The 17,293-nt window shown below is 41.5% G+C and carries 17 protein-coding genes; all 17 read right to left on the bottom strand.

The window, feature by feature from the left end; all coding sequences use genetic code 11:
* Positions 1-609: 609 nt before the first annotated feature.
* Positions 610-1,851: an electron transfer flavoprotein subunit alpha gene (locus LHV68_03070; protein MCB4790848.1), complete on the bottom strand. Its 1,242-nt coding sequence runs from the start codon at positions 1,849-1,851 to the stop codon at positions 610-612.
* A gap of 108 nt (positions 1,852-1,959) precedes the next feature.
* Positions 1,960-2,748, bottom strand: coding sequence for an electron transfer flavoprotein subunit beta/FixA family protein (locus LHV68_03065; GenBank protein MCB4790847.1), 789 nt, complete (start codon positions 2,746-2,748; stop codon positions 1,960-1,962).
* A gap of 83 nt (positions 2,749-2,831) precedes the next feature.
* Positions 2,832-3,992: an acyl-CoA dehydrogenase family protein gene (locus LHV68_03060; GenBank protein ID MCB4790846.1), complete on the bottom strand. Its 1,161-nt coding sequence runs from the start codon at positions 3,990-3,992 to the stop codon at positions 2,832-2,834.
* A gap of 126 nt (positions 3,993-4,118) precedes the next feature.
* Positions 4,119-4,817, bottom strand: a complete 699-nt coding sequence (gene rnc / locus LHV68_03055; GenBank protein ID MCB4790845.1) for a ribonuclease III — start codon at positions 4,815-4,817, stop codon at positions 4,119-4,121.
* The gene (gene fabF / locus LHV68_03050; GenBank protein ID MCB4790844.1) at positions 4,810-6,051 is read right to left on the bottom strand and encodes a beta-ketoacyl-ACP synthase II; all 1,242 of its coding nucleotides are present in this window, start codon (positions 6,049-6,051) and stop codon (positions 4,810-4,812) included. The genes rnc and fabF overlap by 8 nt, the downstream gene beginning before the upstream one ends.
* 127 nt (positions 6,052-6,178) lie before the next feature.
* A complete protein-coding gene (gene acpP, locus LHV68_03045; protein MCB4790843.1) occupies positions 6,179-6,418 on the bottom strand; it encodes an acyl carrier protein in 240 nt (79 codons plus the stop codon).
* Positions 6,419-6,521: 103 nt separating this feature from the next.
* Positions 6,522-7,265: a 3-oxoacyl-[acyl-carrier-protein] reductase gene (gene fabG, locus LHV68_03040; protein MCB4790842.1), complete on the bottom strand. Its 744-nt coding sequence runs from the start codon at positions 7,263-7,265 to the stop codon at positions 6,522-6,524.
* 106 nt (positions 7,266-7,371) lie between these two features.
* On the bottom strand, positions 7,372-8,310 hold the full coding sequence (fabD, locus tag LHV68_03035; protein ID MCB4790841.1) for an ACP S-malonyltransferase: 939 nt from the start codon (positions 8,308-8,310) through the stop codon (positions 7,372-7,374).
* Positions 8,311-8,390: 80 nt separating this feature from the next.
* The gene (locus tag LHV68_03030) at positions 8,391-9,380 is read right to left on the bottom strand and encodes a ketoacyl-ACP synthase III (GenBank protein MCB4790840.1); all 990 of its coding nucleotides are present in this window, start codon (positions 9,378-9,380) and stop codon (positions 8,391-8,393) included.
* Between the two features lie 3 nt (positions 9,381-9,383).
* Positions 9,384-10,385: a phosphate acyltransferase PlsX gene (gene plsX, locus LHV68_03025; protein ID MCB4790839.1), complete on the bottom strand. Its 1,002-nt coding sequence runs from the start codon at positions 10,383-10,385 to the stop codon at positions 9,384-9,386.
* Complete coding sequence (gene rpmF / locus LHV68_03020) at positions 10,385-10,609, bottom strand: 50S ribosomal protein L32 (protein ID MCB4790838.1); 225 nt, start codon at positions 10,607-10,609, stop codon at positions 10,385-10,387. Before rpmF ends, plsX begins: the two co-directional genes overlap by 1 nt.
* Before the next feature lie 106 nt (positions 10,610-10,715).
* Positions 10,716-11,171, bottom strand: a complete 456-nt coding sequence (locus tag LHV68_03015; protein MCB4790837.1) for a DUF177 domain-containing protein — start codon at positions 11,169-11,171, stop codon at positions 10,716-10,718.
* A gap of 12 nt (positions 11,172-11,183) precedes the next feature.
* A complete protein-coding gene (locus LHV68_03010) occupies positions 11,184-12,386 on the bottom strand; it encodes an acetate kinase (GenBank protein ID MCB4790836.1) in 1,203 nt (400 codons plus the stop codon).
* Positions 12,387-12,461: 75 nt separating this feature from the next.
* On the bottom strand, positions 12,462-13,517 hold the full coding sequence (locus LHV68_03005) for an isocitrate/isopropylmalate dehydrogenase family protein (protein MCB4790835.1): 1,056 nt from the start codon (positions 13,515-13,517) through the stop codon (positions 12,462-12,464).
* 126 nt (positions 13,518-13,643) lie between these two features.
* Complete coding sequence (locus LHV68_03000; protein ID MCB4790834.1) at positions 13,644-14,807, bottom strand: glycosyltransferase family 4 protein; 1,164 nt, start codon at positions 14,805-14,807, stop codon at positions 13,644-13,646.
* A complete protein-coding gene (locus LHV68_02995; GenBank protein MCB4790833.1) occupies positions 14,804-16,099 on the bottom strand; it encodes an NAD(P)-binding protein in 1,296 nt (431 codons plus the stop codon). The genes LHV68_03000 and LHV68_02995 overlap by 4 nt, the downstream gene beginning before the upstream one ends.
* 106 nt (positions 16,100-16,205) lie before the next feature.
* Positions 16,206-17,249 carry an undecaprenyl/decaprenyl-phosphate alpha-N-acetylglucosaminyl 1-phosphate transferase gene (locus LHV68_02990; protein ID MCB4790832.1) on the bottom strand — a complete coding sequence of 348 codons (1,044 nt, stop codon included), beginning with the start codon at positions 17,247-17,249 and terminating at the stop codon, positions 16,206-16,208.
* Between the last annotated feature and the right edge of the window lie 44 nt (positions 17,250-17,293).

The raw sequence follows: 17,293 nt of genomic DNA, 5'->3' as shown, positions 1-17,293 counted from the left end.
GGCCATACTTGCCGACCTTGAAAACTGGCGCGAAAAACTCGCAAAAGACATCTACTTCCTGTAGTCAGTCCTGCCTTTTTTTTTGTTTCGCAGTTTTCTGCTTTCTTTGCAATAATCCCGAATCTTTCAAAATTAAAGAACCTCCTGATGTTCTGCCCTTCTCCTGTTAAAAAAAAAACAAGATACTATGGCTTCTGCTGACTTCTGACAGCTCAATCACGCATTGCTGCATGGGTTGCTACTTCAAATTTCATTTCCATAGCATACCGTCAGACCTCCACGGGTAAGTTCACACGCTTTCATCCCATATATCTGCTGCATATACATTACAAACCTCGGATAGTATCGGACTTCGTTTTGTTTTGCAAACTCGTCCAGTTTGTAAAGCCTCCCTTGCAGTTCGTGTTCCTCAGACCAGGACTTTGCCTCCGGCTTCCTTCAGATTCCACCTCACAATGGACACCCTTGCCTTTAGCTAACGGTTGGTACTATCAACCTCCGTAGCGGACTTTCACCGCCAAGCGTGCGCACGTGCCGTGCGCACAAAAATAAAAACAACCACATTAAAAATATGGTTGTTTTTAAAAATTAATTCAAATATAAATGTGTTTAGCTTTCAATACCTCTTGATTTTTTAACTTCTTTGATTATCCATGGTATTATTTCATATAAGTCGCCTTCTATCGCATATGTTGCCACTTTCATCATAGGTGCATGCGGATCCTTATTTATTGCAACAATAATGTCCGAAGAACCCATGCCTACCAGGTGCTGTATCTGGCCTGAAATACCGCAGGCAAAATATATTTTTGGGCTTACCGTACGGCCTGTCTGCCCGACCTGATGAGAATAGGGTATCCAGCCGGCATCAACTGCAGCTCTTGATGAACCTACTGCACCCCCGAGGCATTCAGCAAGTTCTTCGATTATTTTAAAACCTTCGGGTCTACCCAAACCTCTTCCGCCTGAGCAAATTATATCTGCGTCTGAAAGGTTAACTTTTGCAGTAGTATCTTTAATAAATTCAATAAATTTTGTACGGTTTATTACCCTTGCGGTATCAACCTGCTTTTTTATTATTTCACCCCTTTTGTTAGAGTCCCTCGGTGCAGGTTTAAAAACTTTATGGCGTACTGTTGCCATCTGCGGCCTGTATCTGGGAGTTAAGATGGTTGCCATGATATTGCCGCCAAAAGCCGGCCGTGTTTGAAGCAGGTTTTTTGTAGCAGGGTCGATCTCAAGGCCTGTGCAGTCAGCTGTAAGCCCTGTCCTTATCTTTGCCGCTACCCTGGAAGCAAAAGAGCGGCCGATATTTGTGGCGCCCATAAGGATAATTTCTGGTTTTTCGGTTTCTATCAAATGTGCAAGTATATCACTGTACGAATCATCCTGAAATTCATGAAAAACCGGGTCATCATAAACATAGACTTTGTCAGCGCCGTGTTCGATTAACTCTGGAGCTTTTCCCTCGATTTTACTGCCTATAAGGATTGCGCTCAACGGAACGTTCAATTTTAGCGCCAGCCTTTTTCCTTCATTTAAAAGTTCAAAAACTACAGGAGATATCTCCCCGTGCCTTTGTTCAGCATAGACCCAGAGCCCTTTGTAATGAGAAGGGTCTATGTCGAGTTTTATTTGTTCTTCTTTAACCAGTTTTATAGCGTCGAATTTCTTGCAGGCTTCGATACAAGCTCCGCAAAACGTGCATTTGTGAAGGTCTATGACCGCAACTTTCAGTTTCTTAGGATGTTCAGGCCGCTCTGCGAGCGCAATTGCGCCAAACGGGCAGTTTTTTATGCAAAGGCTGCACCCTATACATTTTTCAGCTATAACATCGATTTGGTTGGACACTTTAACTCCAGAAATCAGACTTGAGACAACAGACAACAGACTAACTACAAAAACATTTAATGCTTTTAGTCTCTGGTCTGTAGTCTGTGGTCTGAAGTCTATTCATATTTATATTATCTGTGTTGTCTTTAACTTTTCAACCAGTGTTTGAGCTATTTCATGGGGAGAACCTTCTATTTTTATCCCGCCGGAACGCGGCGGCGGGCTGAATATTTTGTTTACTTGAGTAGGCGATCCTGTAAGCCCGATATTCGATGAATTAGCTTTAATATCCTGAGCACTAAATTTTGTTATTTGTGCTTTTTTTGCCGCCATCATATGCCTTAAAGAAGGAAGCCTCGGAGTATTTATCTCTTTAACAACGGTTATCAGGGCAGGAAGAGGCATTTCAATTATATCGTAGCCGTCTTCCATCATACGCTCAACTCTAATAAATCCCGGCTTTATTTCTTCTATCTTTTTTACATAGGCTACGTGAGGGATATCTAACATCTCCGCTATGCCGGGCCCTACCTGGGCTGTATCACCGTCTGTTGCCTGTTTGCCGCATATAATAAGGTCATACACCCCTAAAGTTTTTATTGCCTGAGAAAGTGTGTAGGCTGTGGCCCAGGTATCTGCTCCTGCAAATGCCCGGTCTGAAACAAGTACCGCATTGTCAATACCCCTTCCTAAAGCTTCTCTTAAAGCGGCCTCTGCCTGAGGAGGCCCCATGGTAATAACAGTGCTTTTACTATCACCCACTCTTTCCTTAAGACTGATGCCTTCTTCAATGGCATATTCATCAAACGGATTTATAACAGATTCAACCCCTTCTCTTTTAAGAGTATTTGTTTCCGGATCTATTTGAACATTAGTAGTATTCGGTACCTGTTTAATACAAACTATAAAATGCATTCTAAAACCTCCAGACTACAGACTGGAGACTACAGACTTAAGACTCTAGACAATGCTGTTGTCTGAAGTCTGTGGTCTGTTGTCTATTTTTTTGCTGCTGATTCTTTTATTAAATTAAGTGCTATTTCGTTGCGCTGTATCTGGCTTGTGCCTTCGTATATCTGGGTTATCTTTGCATCACGCATCATCTTTTCTACCGGGTATTCCCTGATATATCCGTAGCCGCCCAATATCTGGACCGCATTAGTAGTTGTTCTCATAGCAACTTCAGAACAAAAAAGTTTGGACATAGCTGATTCTTTTGATGTCCTTACACCCGGGTTTTTGTCGATCATTCTTGAGGTTTGGTATAAAAGAGCCCTGGCAGCTTCAACCTCTGTAGCCATATCAGCCATCATATGCTGGATAGCCTGAAATGAAGAAATAGTCTGCCCGAACTGCGATCTTGTCCTTGAATAGGCCAGAGCTTCATCAAGCGCACCAGCTGCTATTCCCAAAGCCTGCGCAGCCACGCCGGGCCTTGAATAATCCAGAGTAGCCTGAGCTACTATCAATCCATGCCCCTCTTTTCCTACAAGGTTTTCTTTTGGAACCATGCAGTTATTGAATATAAGTTCTCTGGTTACCGATGCTCTTATGCCCATTTTTTTCTCTTTTTTCCCGAACTCAAAGCCCGGCATGCCTTTTTCCAGGACAAAACATGATATGCCTCTCGGCCCCCTTGCAGGGTTTGTCTTTGCAAGAACTGTATAGGTTTCGGCTTCGCCGGCATTTGTAATAAAACATTTTGTGCCGTTTAAAACATAAAAATCCCCTTCTTTCTTAGCTGTTGTCTTCATGGCAGTGGCGTCCGAACCCGCTTCCGGTTCTGTTAAACCGAATGCAGCCAGTTTCTTTCCTGAGGCTATGTCTGGGAGATATTTTTTCTTTTGCTCTTCAGTGCCGTGTAAAAGAACAGGGAATATTCCTAATCCCGTAGCTGCCAGTGCAAGTGCTATGCCGCCGTCAACTTTACAGAGTTCCTCTACACAAAGCACCAGCTCGAACACCCCGCCTCCGAACCCGCCGTACTGGGTAGGTATATATAACCCGCAAAGGTCTGCATTGGCAAATTCCTTAATTACGGGCCAGGGGAATTCCTCTGTTTCATCATAATGTTCTCTTACGGGCTTGAGCTTTTCCTGAGCCACTTTTCTGGATATCTCAACGATCATTTTTTGTTCATCGGTCAAAAAATAGTCCATTAACAGCCTCCGTAACGAAAAATTAAAAATTAAGGTGTCCCGAGAGAATCGGGACTTATTTTAAATAATCCCGCCTTGGCGGGATACAATAATTTTGCACTTTTCAATTTGCATTTTTCATTTAAGTTAGGCCGCCTTTGGCGGCCTAACTTGTTTCTTGCTTCTTATTTTTTTAAGTGCACTGCGTGCAGCGGATTGTTCGGCTTCTTTTTTCGAATGCCCTTTTCCTTCTCCGAGCAATGTTTTTTTAAGGTATACCCCTACTTCAAATATCTTTTCGTGGTCCGGCCCGGACTCTCTTAATACTTTATATTCTGGCAGGATCTTATACTTTAACTGAAAATATTCCTGGAGTTTACTTTTTGTGTCGCTTACAACAAGCCTTTTTTGATTTATAAGGAAATTTAAAATGAACTTCTTTGCACTTTCAAGGCCGCCGTCCAAATATATCGAGGCTATCAAGGCTTCAAAGGTATCGGACATCAGGCTGTCCCTTTTTCTGCCTCCGGTCGCTTCCTCACCCGGGCTCATATAAATGAAATCTCCCAGTTTTATGCCTTTAGCCCAGCGGCTCAGACTAGCCTGAGAAACTATCTGCGATTTTAACTGAGAGAGTTTGCCTTCGTCTTTCTCAGGATATTTATTGTACAGGTAATCTACAACGAAAGTTGCCAGTATGCTGTCGCCTAAAAACTCCATTCTTTCATTATCATGAGACAAACCTGAATCTGAAGGGAATGATTTATGGGTAAGTGCTTTTTTTAATAAATCCCTGTTCTGGAATTTAAACCCTATAATGCCTTCAAGCTGTTTTAGATTATCCATTATATCTTTTGATTATTATGACCGCATTATGCCCGCCAAACCCCAGGGAGTTTGAAAGGGCACAATTTATTTGTTGTTCTCTAGCAACATTCGGAACATAATCCAGGTCGCATTCAGGGTCAGGTGTTTTGTAATTGATAGTCGGATGAATAAAACCTTTTTCCATACAAAGAATAGTAGCAACAAGCTCAGCAGCTCCCGCAGCTCCCAGCATATGGCCTATCATGGATTTCGTTGATGTTACTGGGATACTTTTTGCTCTTTCGCCAAAGACTTTCTTTATGGCTAAGGTCTCTATCTTATCATTAAATTCAGTCGAAGTGCCGTGTGCATTGATGTAATCTATATCGCCGCTGGTAATACCTGCGTCTTTAATGGCCATGTTCATGGCCTGTATCGCTCCCATTCCTTGTTCATGAGGGGCAGTGATATGATAAGCATCGTCGCTCGCTCCATAACCTATCAACTCCGCGTAAATGTGCGCATTTCGTGCAAGCGCATGTTCAAGCGTTTCAAGCACTACGATAGCTCCACCTTCTGCCATTAAAAAACCGTCCCTGTCTTTATCAAAAGGCCTTGAAGCTGTCAGGGGGTCATCATTACGCGTTGAAAGCGCTTTGATACTGCAGAACCCTGCCAGGCCTATGGGCGTTACAGCAGCTTCAGCACCGCCGCAAACCATAACTTCAGCATCTCCATAAGTCAGGAGCCTGAAAGAATCTCCGATGGCATGGTTTGAAGACGCGCAAGCGCTTGTAACCGCATAGTTAGGGCCGGTAAAACCAAACTTTATAGATATCTCGCCAGGCAAAATGTTCGTAATTATCATCGGTATCAAAAAAGGGCTTACCCTGCGCGGGCCTTTTTCAAGAAGTATTGTATGCTGTTCTTCGATAACATCCAGCCCGCCCATTCCGGAACCGGTGATTACGCCTATGCTTGACATATCCTCTTTAGCAAGGTCTAACCCTGAATCGGATACGGCCATGCTCGCGGCAGCCATTCCAAACTGCACGAACTTTGCCATTCTTCTTATCCTTTTCTTTTCAATAAATTCTTCGGGGTTAAAATCCTTGACTTCAGCCGCGATATGCGTTGAAAACTCACTGGAATCAAAACCGACTATTTGCCCTGCTCCTGACTTTCCCTGTCTTAAAGCAGCAGCATATGTTTCTTTATCGTTCCCGATAGGAGAAACAATACCGATACCGGTAATAACTACTCTCTTTTTCATTAAACATTCCTATCCCGCCTAAAGGCGGAATTGCAAATTGAAAAATTATCAGTTAGCATTACAAACTTGTTTACTTTTCAATATTCATTTTGCATTGCTAATTTTAATACGCTAATTTTGCAATTAATTATTGTTGTTTATGGTTCTTTATGTAATCAACTGCCTGGCCAACGCTTTGGATCTTTTCAGCTTCTTCATCAGGAATTTCCATTCCGAATTCTTCCTCCAAAGCCATAACCAATTCAACCGTGTCGAGTGAATCTGCACCTAAGTCATTGACAAAGGATGCATTATGCGTGACTTCTACCGGGTCTACACCTAACTGTTCAACGATGATCTCTTTAACTCTTGCTTCGACGTCTGCCATAGTACTCTCCTTTTTATTAGCGTATAGCGTTTAGCGTAGAGCGCATAGGAACCTCAAAGTCTTTTTCCTATCCGCTATCCGCTATCCGCTATTCGCTTTATTTTTACATGTACATCCCGCCGTTCACGGCTAGGACCTGTCCGGTTATATAAGATGAATCTTCAGTGCATAAGAAAACAGCTGCATTTGCCACGTCTTGTGCTTCGCCGAGCCTTGAAAGCGGAATAAGCTCCGAGAGTTTCTTTTTAGCCTCTTCGCTTAAAGCATCGGTCATTGCAGTACGAATAAACCCCGGTGCTATGGCATTTACCAGTATGTTCCTCGATGAAAATTCCCTGGCGCAGGTTTTTGTAAGAGCTATTACTCCTCCTTTTGAGGCTGAATAATTTGCCTGCCCGGCATTTCCCATCTGGCCTACGACCGAAGCTATATTCACTATCCTGCCTGAGCGTTGCTTCATCATCGTACGGCTTACAGCTTTTGTACAGTTAAAGATCCCTTTTAAGTTAACGGCAATGACGGAATCCCATTCGGCATCCGACATTCTCATTATCAGGTTGTCCTTTGTTATCCCGGCATTGTTAATTAGTATATTTATTTTAGAAAATTTGTCAAGTGCAACTTTAACTATTTTTTCGCAATCATCTATTTTTGCCACATTACCGTCAACAGCCAGGGTCTCTATTTTATATTTATCTTTTATTTCAGCCGCAGTTTTATTTGCCTGCTCCAGATTGATATCACAGATTACAACGTTTGCACCTTCATTGGCAAGGCTTTCTGCTACGGCTTTCCCGATCCCCTGGGCTCCGCCGGTTACTATTGCCACCTGGTCTTTTAATTTCATTTTACCTGCCTTTTTAGCGTAGAGCGGATAGCGTTTAGCGTATAGGAAACTTTAAAGTCTTTAGTTTTTTACTATCCGCTATACGCTCTGTGCTGAACGCTATAAATTATGCCAATCCTTTTATCGTTTTTTCTAAACTAGCTTGGTCTTCTATATTAAAGGATCTCTTGGTCTTGTCTATCCTTTTAAGTAACCCGCTTAAAACCCTTCCCGGGCCTATTTCAATAAATGTGCCGACTCCGTTTTTTATCATATTGCCGATAGAATCTTCCCAATAGACAGGGTTATTTATTTGTTTTACAAGTTTTTCTTTAATAACATCCTTATTAGTAGCTGTTTTAGCATCGCAATTTGAAATTACAGGGAATTTTGGATCTGAAAAACTATATTTTTTAAGTTCGTTTTCCATCATCAAAGATGCTTCGGCCATCAAACTTGAATGAAAAGGCCCTGATACGTTCAGCATAACTGTTTTCATCGCACCTTTGGCTTTTGCCACATCGACTACTTTGTTTACAGCTTCCATATTCCCGGAAATTACTATCTGCCCGGGAGAGTTAAAGTTGACCATTTCGCATACTGACCCGTTCTTTGAGCTTATACATATCTGTTCAAGCAGGCCCTTTTCAAGGCCTATAACCGCAACCATAGTACCCGGGTTTTGTTCAGAAGCTTTAGCTATGAACTGGCCTCTTGCTTTTACAAGATCTAAACCTTCTGTTAAAGTAAAAACTTCAGCTGCGGCAAATGCCGAATATTCACCTAAAGAATGGCCTGCGGCTACATAATTCAGATTTAGGATTTCGGATTTTAGTATAAACACCCTAAAAAGAGCAAGGCTGGTAACAAAGATCGCAAGCTGCGTGTATTGTGTCTGCCGGAGCACTTCTTCCGGGCCTTCAAAAATTATTTTCTTAAGGTCAAAACCGAGATGCTCGTTAGCCTGATCGAATACAGCTTTTGCTTCGGGAAAATTCTCATACATTTCTTTTCCCATTCCTGCATATTGAGAACCCTGCCCGGGAAATAATAAGCCTATTTTCATTTGTATTTTTTCTTGTTACCCGTAACCAGGAACCCGTAAAAGCTTTTTCGGGTTGCGGGTCACGGATAGCGGGTTACGATTTATAACTGGAGTACAGCCGCTCCCCAGGTAAAACCGCCTCCAAAAGCAACCATCTCAATTAGATCGCCTGTTTTTACCTTCCCTGATTTTCTTGCCTCATCAAGGCCTATTATGGTAGTAGCAGCTGAGACATTCCCATATTTTTGCAGATTGATAAACACTTTATCTAAAGGAAAATCAAGCCTTTTTGCTATAGCCTCTATTATCCGCCTGTTCGCCTGGTGAGGTATCACAAGCGCCAGGTCATTGCGGGTCTTTCCTGCCATCTCCAGAGCTTTTTCCGCAGATTCCGCCATCTTTGTTACTGCCACTTTAAAGACCTCTTTCCCTTCCATTTTTATATAATGCAGCCTTTCCCGGATAATTTTTTCAGAAATGGGGTTTCTTGAACCGCCTCCGGGTAAATTCAACAAATAGTCATACCCGCCGTCTGACCCGAGATATACAGACAGAATCCCGTTTTTTTCGCTGTCTGACCGTGTGAGCACCATAGCCCCTGCGCCGTCACCGAACAATATGCATGTGTTCCTGTCCTGCCAGTCAGTTACCTTAGACAAAGTTTCAGAACCTATTAAAAGTATGTTCTTATATGTTCCTGATTCTATGAATGCTTTAGCTACATTCAACCCGTAGATGAAACCGCTGCAGGCAGCGGAAATATCAAAACAAACCGCATTTTTTGCTTTTAATAGTTTTTGTACAAAACATGCAGAAGATGGGAAATGCATATCTGGCGTGATAGTTGCGACTATTATAACATCCAGGTCCGCCGGCTCCAATTTTGCCTCATTTAGGGCTATCTTCGCTGCTTCAAAAGCAAGGTCGCTGGTTGCCGTATTCTCATCCGCTATATGTCTTTCTTTTATACCAGTACGAGTCGTTATCCACTCATCGGATGTCTGGACCATTTTTTCAATGTCAGAATTTGTCAATATTTTGAGCGGCACATAAGAACCTGTGCTAAGGATTTTTGCATTGTATTTATTCATAGTTTATTGTTCAAGCCCGTATTTTGCTATTTCCGTAGAAATAGTACTGTTTATCTTCTTTTCAACGGACCGCGCTGCTGCCCTTAAAGCGTTCTTTATGGCTTTAGCATTTGAACTTCCGTGAGATATTACGCATACCCCGTCTACACCTAAAAGAGGAGCGCCTCCGTATTCCGTATAATCGACTTTCTTTCTAAGGTCTTTTAAAGCAGCCCACAGGAAAGGGAGCGATGCCCAGGCTATAGGGTGCGCCTTAAATTCTTCTTTTACGAGCTTTAACATCATTTCAGCGACACCTTCGCCGAACTTTAGTACAACGTTGCCTACAAAACCGTCACAAACCACAACATCTGCTTTCCCTTTCGGTATGTCCGAACCTTCTATATTACCAATAAAATTAAGGTCTGTTTTTTTTATAAGGTCAAAAGTCGCAAGGGACAGTTCGTTCCCCTTGGAATCTTCTTCACCAATGCTTAAAACACCGACCTTTGGGTTAGCAATGTTAAAAACTTCCTGCAAAAATATCTTGCCCATCAGAGCGAACTGCAAAAGATGTTTGGGTTTACAATCTACATTTGCCCCTACATCTAAAAGTAAGCTTATGCCTTTGAGTGTAGGGATAGCTGTAGCTATGGCTGGCCTTGAAACGCCGGTTATTCTTTTTAAACTCAGTAAGGCTGCGGCCATAGCCGCACCAGAATTTCCGGCTGAAACAAAGGCATCCGCCTTGCCTTCAGAGACAAGCCGGGACGCAACGACCATAGATGAATCCTTTTTTTGCCTAACGGCTTGAGCCGGAAGTTCATCCATCCCTATGGTTTCAGTTGTGTTATAGACAGATATGGGAAGGTTCTTTGTTCTGTATTTAGCCAGTTCAAGATTCAAAACAGACTCGTTTCCTACAAGGATGATGTCGTGTTTTAGTTCTTTGGCGGCCATTACAGCACCTTCGGTTGTTACAAGTGGGGCATTGTCACCGCCCATTGCATCCAGAGCTAAACGCATTATGATTTGCCCTCTTCAGGTTTTTGTTCTGTTTGTTTGGCTTTTTCTTTCTTTGGCATTATCAATTCACCGTCATAAAATCCGCATGAAGGGCAAACGCGGTGAGGCATGGTCGCAGCCCCGCAATGAGAGCACTTTGACAGGCTCTTTGCTGTTATTTTCCAGTTCTCTGCCCGCCTGGAGTCTCTTCTGCTCTGTGAATGTTTCTTTTTGGGATTTGGCATTATTCCTCCGAAGTCAGACTACAGACTTCAGACAACAGACTACAGACCAACGTAAAAAACAAAAGATTTGTTTTTGGTCTGTAGTCTGTGGTCTGTTGTCTCATGTCTATTTCTTTAAGATATCTTTCAGTTTTTCCCATCTAAGGTCGTTAGTTTCAATTTTGCAACTGCACTTTCCGCTATTTAAATTCTTCCCGCATTTCGGGCAAAGCCCGTCACAATCATTTTTGCATAACGGTTTTTGAGGGATATTTAAAAGCAGCACCTGCCTTGCTTCTTCCCCCACATTTATTTCTTCTACGGAACTGGAGTATGCCTGCATAAAATTCACGTTAACGGGCCAATCGCTTACTTCAAGGCACCTTGAGCATTCCAGCCCGAAATAACCGATAATATTACCTTTTAGTAAAAGCTCTTTTTCAAACTTCTTTATTGAAAACACAAGCTTAAGTTTTTGTGATTTTACGCTGTCAAAAAGGTCTTTGCATGAATAAGGATCTATCTGATCGCTTATTTCACTCAGTTCTTGTAAATGAGAAGTTTTAACTTTTAGATGCTCCATTATATTTTTTACTTATTTGTTTGTCAAGACTTTTATTGACTCTCTTGCAATCTTCAATTCTTCGTTGGTTGGGATAACCATTACTTTCACCTTTGCACCTTGTTTTGATATTAAACCCGGTTCTGAAATGACGTTATTATTAGAGTTATTGTCAAGGCTTATTCCCAGGTAATCCAGGTCCTGGCATGATTTTTCTCTTATAGTGGGCGAGTTCTCGCCTATACCCGCGGTAAATATAAGAACGTCAAGGCCGTTTAAAACACCTATATAAGACGCTATATATTTTTTTATCCTGTAACAAAAAACATCAATAGCAAGCTTTGCCCTTTCATTGCCGACAGCTGCTGATTTCAGTATCGTGCGCATATCATTGGTAAGCCCTGATATACCCAAAAGTCCGCTTTTCTTATTTAATAAAATGTAGAGGTCTTCTGCGGTTATGTTCTCATGGGTCAAAAGGTGTATTATTATGGCCGGGTCAATATCACCGCAGCGCGTACCCATGACCAATCCTTCCAGGGGTGTAAAACCCATGGAAGTATCTAAAGACTGGCCGTTGTTTATTGCAGTAATACTGCATCCGTTTCCAAGGTGGCAAGTGATTATTTTTGTCTTATCGAAAGGCAGGTTCAATATTTCGGCCGCCCTTTTAGCCACATACATATGAGATGTGCCGTGGAAACCGTATTTTCTTATATTATATTTCTTATATAAAGAATACGGTAAGGCATAAAAATATGCATAATTCGGTATAGATTGATGAAAAGCCGTGTCAAAGACAGCGACCTGAGGTATGCCCGGCAAAAGTTTCTGGCAGGCATCTATCCCTTCATAATTGTGAGGGTTATGCAGCGGCGCCATAACAAAACATTCTTTTATATCGTTCATGACTTCATCGTTGATCATGACAGAATCAGAGAATTTTTCGCCGCCGTGGACTACCCTGTGACCTATGACGGTTATTTCGTGTATGTCGTTTATAACTTTCTGCTTTGATTCAATAAGGTTTTTTAATATCAGGTCTACTGCTGAAACATGGTCAACAGCTTTGCAGGGCTCTTTAACTTCTGGTTCTCCAGAACTTTGATATTTAAAATATGCTTCAGGAAGCCCTATGCATTCCACAAGACCTGTGGAAAGCCTCTTCTCGTCTTCCATATCATAAAAAGTATATTTTACAGATGATGACCCGCAATTTAGAACCAATGCTTTCATTTTTTTACACCTTAATTGCAAAATTAACAGTGCAAAATTAGCCTTTTAAAATGCTAATTGCTAATTTTACAATTTTCATTTAAGTTTTTTAATTATCTCTTCTGCCATTTCCGTTGTTTTTGCCGTACCGCCCAGGTCATAAGTCACTGTTTTCTTTTCTTTGATGACTTCTGATACGGCTCTTTCCAGTCTTTCAGATGCTTCTTTTTCGCCCAGGTATTCAAGCATGAGTTTTGCAGAAAGAATTAGAGCTGTCGGGTTAACTTTATTTAGGCCTTTATATTTCGGAGCTGAACCGTGTACAGCCTCAAAAACCGCACAATCCTTCCCTATATTAGCTCCCGGTGCTACGCCAAGGCCGCCGACAAGCCCTGCACACAGGTCTGACAGAATATCACCGTAAAGGTTGGGTAAAACCATAACATCATACAGTTGAGGTTTCTGGACCAGCTGCATACACATATTATCTATAAGCCTTTCTTCGTACTCGATCCTGCCCTCATATTTTTTTGCCACTTCTCTTGCAGTATCGAAGAAAAGCCCGTCGGTATATTTCATGATATTGGCTTTTGCCACAGCCGTAACTTTTTTTCTTTTATTTTTCAGGGCATAGTCAAAGGCATACTCAACGATCCTCTGGGAAGCGAACTTCGAAATAGGTTTTATCGAAATGGCGGAATGAGGGTATATTTTAGCCGGGGCAAGTTTTGTTATTTCAACGGCTTCCTTGGAATCCGGCAGGAATTCTACTCCAGCATAGAGGTCCTCTGTATTTTCTCTTACCACTACAAGATCTATATTTTCATATTTTGAACTGACACCCGTATAGGTTTTACAGGGCCTCAAACAAGCGTACAGGTCAAGTTCCTTTCTTATAGCTACATTTACAGAACGAAACCCTGTGCCTATAGGGGTTGTAGCCGGAGCTTTTAACGCTACTTTGTTCTTGCGTATGGAATCAAGGGTATCTTTTGGAAGCGGGGTACCGTATTTTTGCTGTGCATCTACCCCGGCTTCTACCACTTCCCAGTTTATCCCTACACCTGTTGCATCTACCACTTTTTTGGTAACTTCAGCAAGTTCAGGCCCTGTGCCGTCACCTTGAATTAAAGATATATTGTACTTTGCCATATAAATCCTTTTATGTATATTTTAAATGAGTAGTGATTTTACACAAATTTTGAATATTTGTCAACCCTGTTTTTAAATATATTTATAAAGTGAAAAAAATCACATATAGCCGTGTTTTTCAAATAACTAATTGTTTTTTCCTATTGAAATCGTTAAGCTTTTATATAGTTCTTCCTGCTGTTTTACCATGTGGTCTATATCAAAATCCTGGCCTATGAGTTCCTTTGACCGTTTTCCCATTTTATCGGCTAACTCCTGATTCTTCAGGAGCCTTGCGATATTTTCAGCCATTCTTGAAGTAGCGCCAGGCTCGCTCAAAAAACCATTTTCTTCGTTCGCTACTATGTCTCTTAAACCGTCTACTGAGTTTGCTACGACAGGAAGGCCGCAGCACATCGCTTCAAGGCAAGCCCTGGGCAGCCCTTCCCAAAGAGAAGTCATAACGAACAGGTTCGAAATGTTAAGCAGTTCCGGTATATCCCTGCGCCAGCCAAGAAGCTTTATTTTATCTGTCAGGTTAAGGCTGTTAATAGCTTTTTCTATCTTTTTCCTTTCTTCCCCGTCACCCACTATAAGAAAAATACATTTATCGTAAGCGTTGTAAACCTGATTTGCTACGTCAACAAAATCCATAAGGTTTTTCTGCGGCTTAAAAGGCCCTATTGTGATTATAACCTTCACTCCATCCGGTATATTCAATTCTTTTTTCTTTTCTTCGGTATTTCCCTTACTATCCTTATATTTATCTATTTTTATCCCGCTCCTTATAAGGGCATATTGTTCTTTTAAACCTATATTATTTCCAAGGCCTTTTTCAATATTTTCTTTTGAAACCGCTATCAGCTTGTCGCTTATTTTAGCAGTCACTCGTTCTAAAAAGATATAGAGCATCCTTACCGGAAATTTTTGAAAAGAATGGAAACCAAAACCATGAAAGGTATGTATTATGACAGGAACCCCTGCGATGAAAGCAGCTAGCCTGCCCAGGATACCTGCTTTGGACGAGTGCGTGTGGACTATAGCGGGTTTTTCTTTTTTCAATATAGAAAAAAGATTTATAAGCGCACAGATATCTTTTATAGGAGCTATCTCTCGTACAAGGCAGTTTACAAAATATACTTTCGTCTTTGAAATAGCCAAAGCCTCGTCATCTAAAATACCTCCTGTGCCCGAGATAAGTATTGTATCGAATTCCTCTTTATTGAGACGTTCAAGCGTATACAGGGTATTCTGCTGGGCTCCGCCCAATTCCAGCTTTGTTATTATATGGCATACCTTTATTTTATTCATCGGATTTCTTTAATTATTTTTATCGCATCGAGCATGGACTCTTCCATGAACGAGTACTTCCAGGCTCCGTATCTTCCTATAGAAAATATATTTCTGGCAGTGAGGTATTTGTGGATATTTTCAACGGTTTCTGCCCTGTTCCTGTCGTATATTACGTAGGCATAAGGTATATCGAGCCAGTTTACCACTTCTATATCGTTGGTAGACCTGATCAGCCTTGAATCAATGAGCCCTTTAATCGTTTTCGACAGGATGCGGTTTTTATCTATTTTCGCGCCGGGTTTATGGCTTATCTCAATATAAAACGAGCTGGAATCGCGCTGCGTAGATCCCGGCATAATATTCGAATAAACACCGGCCCTGTAAAACACATAGTCTTTATCGGGATAATATACCCAATGTTTATTGTTCAGGATTTTCTGGTTACAAAAATGTTTTTTTATGCCTATATTTATACAGGTAACGGAATTCCATCTGAGTTTTTTAGCCAGGCCTTTTATTTTTGGCGGGAGGCTTGCTACCTGACCTAAAAGCAGGTTGAGCGGCTGGGTGGATATTATGTTGTCATAATGTATTTTCCGCCCGTCCGACGTAAATATGATCTTTTTTAAAGTATCTATCTTTTTTGAACTTACCCCCAGTTCGAGGTTCTTTACATGAGGTACCAGCGCATCTATAAAGGCCTGGCACCCGCCTTTTCTCGGGTAATAAAAATAGGAGTTATACCCGAACCTCTTGGCCTGGGCTTTTTTGGCCCCGCTTTTTACCTCTTGCAGCGTAGGCTGGGGCACAAAAGGCGCGACCCACTCGGAGGTCAGCTCTTTCGCCGGGACAGTCCAGAGTTTTTCGTTATAAGGCTTCATGAAATATTTTGTGATGCCTTTACCGAAAGTTTCCAGAGACCATTTATAAAAACTTTCTATCCGGTCAGCGTTGTCTTTCGCAGGTTTATTTATAAAACCCTGCAGGCACTCATTTTTTATATGCGCTGGCAGGTTAAAGAGGTTGGCCTGGAACGGGAAAGGTATGAACCTTTCATTTGAGAATATGAATGCATTCCTTTCTATTTTTGCGATATTATTTTTCATCAGCCGCAATATAAGCGACTTTATTTCCTTGTTCTTTACATGAAAAAAATGGCCTGAATGATCGAACGTAAAACCGTCAAAACTGAAGGATTTGCATAGGCCTCCCGGCCTGCCTTCTTTTTCAATTATTATATACGGTTTTTTGAGAAAAAAAGCGCACGAAAGACCTGAGATACCTGCGCCTATAATAACTGTTTTAGACATGATTCCCTTTGCCTTAAGCAGTCTAGAGTTTAGAGACCTTAGTTTAGAGACATACAAATTCAAAAACTCTAAACTCTTAACTCCAAACACTAAACTTTTTTGCCGATCAATCTACACTTATCTTGCCAAGCCTATAGCTGATGAAAATAGCCATTGCGAACACTATCACGAACAATATTAAAGCACCTTCTACATCCATGCGTGTAATCATATAGGCGGCAAAAGACAGGAAAGCGCTTACAAAATATGTAATGGATAGAATATGTTTTCTCGAAAAACCCGATAGTTCCAACCTTAAAGCAAAATGATCCTTACTGCCCAAAAACGGTGATTTGCCTTTTTTTATGCGGAAATACGATACAAGCAGGGTATCGTATATAGGTATTGCAAGCATCAAAAGAGGCGCAAGAAAACCAATCTGGTTTTTGGTCGAATAGGATGTCCCTAATGAAGTGGCCGCAAGGATAAAGCCTATGGCCAGGCTTCCCGTATCTCCCATAAATATCTTTCTTTTTTCCGATAAATTATATGGTATGAACCCCAAACACCCCCCGGCAAGGCCCGCTGCGCAGAAATTGACATATATATGCTCCGTAGGCAGGGCGATAAACAGGAACGCAGCACACGATATAAATGCCAGGCCGCTTGATAACCCGTCCATGATATCTACGATGTTAAAAGCATTAGTGATCCCCACTATCCAGACCATGCTTAAAAGAAATGCAATCAGGTAAGGTGAAATGAAGTGTATCCTTATGTCATAGAGTACTATCGTCAATGCAGCCAGTATTTGGAACAGGAATTTCTTCTTAAAACCCAACCCTTTAGGCAGGATATCGTCAATCAGGCCTAAAATGATTATTATGATGCTTCCGATTATTATGCCCCTTAAGCTCCTTAAGGTACCGGTTTGAAAATGAGTAAACAGCCTTATCAGGAACAAACTTATTATCCAGCCTATCCAGATGGGCAGGCCTCCCAGGTAAGGCGTAGGTAGCTTATGGGTTTTGATTTCCGTGAAAGGATGGTCCATTATGTTGAACCTTGCAGCGATCATCCTGAACAAAGGTGTCAAAACTATCGATATAAGAAAAGCTATAGAAAAAGTTATTAAATAAAGCACATGATTATCTTTTATAGTAGTTATCATTTTTAACCCCATTTTTAGCGTACCGCATTTAGTGTATAGCGTAT

Source organism: Candidatus Liberimonas magnetica (assembly GCA_020523885.1).
Classification (GTDB): Bacteria; Elusimicrobiota; Endomicrobiia; order Endomicrobiales; family JAFGIL01; genus Liberimonas; species Liberimonas magnetica.
This window is presented reverse-complemented; position numbering and strand designations above follow the sequence as displayed.

What these genes read in the sequence shown, in the direction of transcription:
- fabD (MCB4790841.1), bottom strand. Translation starts at nt 8,310, where the DNA reads ATGAAAATAGGCTTATTATTTCCCGGGCAGGGTTCTCAATATGCAGGA.
- LHV68_03005 (MCB4790835.1), bottom strand. Translation starts at nt 13,517, where the DNA reads ATGGCAAAGTACAATATATCTTTAATTCAAGGTGACGGCACAGGGCCT.
- LHV68_02995 (MCB4790833.1), bottom strand. Translation starts at nt 16,099, where the DNA reads ATGTCTAAAACAGTTATTATAGGCGCAGGTATCTCAGGTCTTTCGTGC.
- LHV68_03010 (MCB4790836.1), bottom strand. Translation starts at nt 12,386, where the DNA reads ATGAAAGCATTGGTTCTAAATTGCGGGTCATCATCTGTAAAATATACT.
- LHV68_03000 (MCB4790834.1), bottom strand. Translation starts at nt 14,807, where the DNA reads ATGAATAAAATAAAGGTATGCCATATAATAACAAAGCTGGAATTGGGC.
- LHV68_03065 (MCB4790847.1), bottom strand. Translation starts at nt 2,748, where the DNA reads ATGCATTTTATAGTTTGTATTAAACAGGTACCGAATACTACTAATGTT.
- LHV68_03060 (MCB4790846.1), bottom strand. Translation starts at nt 3,992, where the DNA reads ATGGACTATTTTTTGACCGATGAACAAAAAATGATCGTTGAGATATCC.
- fabG (MCB4790842.1), bottom strand. Translation starts at nt 7,265, where the DNA reads ATGAAATTAAAAGACCAGGTGGCAATAGTAACCGGCGGAGCCCAGGGG.
- LHV68_03015 (MCB4790837.1), bottom strand. Translation starts at nt 11,171, where the DNA reads ATGGAGCATCTAAAAGTTAAAACTTCTCATTTACAAGAACTGAGTGAA.
- acpP (MCB4790843.1), bottom strand. Translation starts at nt 6,418, where the DNA reads ATGGCAGACGTCGAAGCAAGAGTTAAAGAGATCATCGTTGAACAGTTA.
- plsX (MCB4790839.1), bottom strand. Translation starts at nt 10,385, where the DNA reads ATGCGTTTAGCTCTGGATGCAATGGGCGGTGACAATGCCCCACTTGTA.
- LHV68_03030 (MCB4790840.1), bottom strand. Translation starts at nt 9,380, where the DNA reads ATGAATAAATACAATGCAAAAATCCTTAGCACAGGTTCTTATGTGCCG.
- rpmF (MCB4790838.1), bottom strand. Translation starts at nt 10,609, where the DNA reads ATGCCAAATCCCAAAAAGAAACATTCACAGAGCAGAAGAGACTCCAGG.
- rnc (MCB4790845.1), bottom strand. Translation starts at nt 4,817, where the DNA reads ATGGATAATCTAAAACAGCTTGAAGGCATTATAGGGTTTAAATTCCAG.
- LHV68_02990 (MCB4790832.1), bottom strand. Translation starts at nt 17,249, where the DNA reads ATGATAACTACTATAAAAGATAATCATGTGCTTTATTTAATAACTTTT.
- fabF (MCB4790844.1), bottom strand. Translation starts at nt 6,051, where the DNA reads ATGAAAAAGAGAGTAGTTATTACCGGTATCGGTATTGTTTCTCCTATC.